This is a genomic window from Aerococcus sp. L_32 (assembly GCF_050689315.1).
Genome location: NZ_JBOEQF010000374.1, coordinates 1 through 1,882, shown reverse-complemented (window position 1 = coordinate 1,882; position 1,882 = coordinate 1). Strand labels below are relative to the sequence as shown.

2 protein-coding genes are annotated in these 1,882 nt (G+C 40.0%); both read right to left on the bottom strand.

The annotated features are described in order from the left end of the window. Window positions 1-720: 3-deoxy-7-phosphoheptulonate synthase (aroF, locus tag ACRCJ0_RS13050; RefSeq protein ID WP_431388627.1), on the bottom strand; the 720-nt coding region annotated here is incomplete at its 3' end. 421 nt (window positions 721-1,141) lie between these two features. Next, window positions 1,142-1,882 (bottom strand): LysM peptidoglycan-binding domain-containing protein (locus tag ACRCJ0_RS13045; protein ID WP_431390698.1); only part of this gene is annotated, 741 nt, incomplete at its 5' end.

The window sequence follows — 1,882 nt, the reverse complement described above, 5'->3', positions numbered from 1 at the left end:
AACCGCAGCCATAGCCATTGATTCAACCCACTCACGTTTACCTACTGCATGGCTTGGATCAACCACGATGGGTAAGTGCGTTTTTGATCGTAAAACGGGAATCGCTGATAAATCCAAAGTGTTACGTGTGCTTGTTTCGTAAGTACGAATACCGCGTTCACATAAAATTACATTAGGATTACCGTGGGCTAAAATGTATTCAGCTGCCATTAACAAGTCCTCGATTGAAGCAGCCATACCGCGTTTTAACAAAACTGGTTTCGTCGTTTGACCAATCGCTTTTAATAAGTCGAAGTTCTGCATATTTCGTGCACCCACTTGGTACATATCGATCCCATCGAATAAATGCACTTGATCAACAGCCATCACCTCTGTCACCACTGGTAAGTCGTATTTCTTACCAACAGCCTCTAACATATCTAAACCTTCTTGCCCTAAACCTTGGAATGAGTATGGAGAAGTACGTGGTTTGAAAGCCCCACCACGTAACATATTGGCACCTGCATCTTTTACCGCTGCAGCCACTTCGTCTAATTTGTCTAAACCTTCGATTGAACAAGGACCACCTATCATAGCAAAATGGCCATCACCAATTTGGATATTGCCAACTTGTACAACTGATGGCGCAGACTTGTATGATAAGCTCGCTCGTTTGTATGGCTCTTTAATATTAGCTAAAATCGTTTCTTCCGTTTCTGCAGTCATTACTTGTGTATTCATTTTATTTTCTCCTTTTTTAAACGCAGTATCCATATCCATTTTCCAAGGTTGGTATTTAAGCAAGAAAAAAGTCCTTTACAACAAAACCACCCTTGAGTGATGTTTGTTGTAAAGGACTTTCTTGTGTAACTAGCACCTACGCTAGTTGCTTAAGAACTAAAGCCATATCCTTTTTCAAGTACAACAAAATCACCTTTACCAAAACCGTAAAAGTAAAAGTAAAAGTTGAAAAAGTTATAGAATGTTGTACTTAGTAATGATTTCATGGCTGTAGTCCTCCTCTCGCTATTTGATAATGCAACTTTAGCAGTCTTTTCTAACCTTGTCAACAAATTTCTAATTCGATTCTAATTTTATCTAAAAAACACCTCAGCTTGTAAAGGGGGAGCTAAACAAGCTGAGGTGTCATAATTTGATCAAATTAGTTTAGTTTTAAGACTTGGCCAATGTACAAGTTATAGTTTGATAAACCGTTCAATGTCATTAACTCATCTAAGCTTAGACCGTTGTTTTTAGCGATACGGTATAAAGTTTCACCAGATTTAACTGTATGTGTCTTCGTGCTGGAAATAGCCGAAGAAGATGCAGTTGATGTAGATGAACTTGTGCTAGCTTGACTAGATGAACTTGTTGACGCACTTGAAGAAGCTTGGCTAGATCCACCAGTTGTAAATACTTTACCTGGGTGAATTAAGTCAGAACCGCCGTTTAAGGCACGGGCTTCCGCTAATGAAATACCTAAGGCACGTGCTACAGTGTAAATACCGTCACCAGATTTAACAGTGTAAGAGTTACCTGACGCTGATGATGTACTTGTAGATGATTGGCTAGTTGAAGCACTTGAAGTTGACGTAGCTGAACTTGAAGTCGCTTGACTAGATGAAGCTTGGCTAGATCCACCAGTTGTAAATACTTTACCTGGGTGAATTAAGTCAGAACCACCATTTAAGGCCCGGGCTTTCGCTAATGAAATACCTAAGGCACGTGCTACAGTGTAAATACCGTCACCAGATTTAACAGTGTAAGAGTTACCTGACGTTGATGATGTACTTGTAGATGATTGGCTAGTTGAAGCACTTGAAGTTGACGTAGCTGAACTTGAAGTCGCTTGACTAGATGAAGCTTGGCTAGATCCACCAGTTGTAAATACTTTACCTGGGTG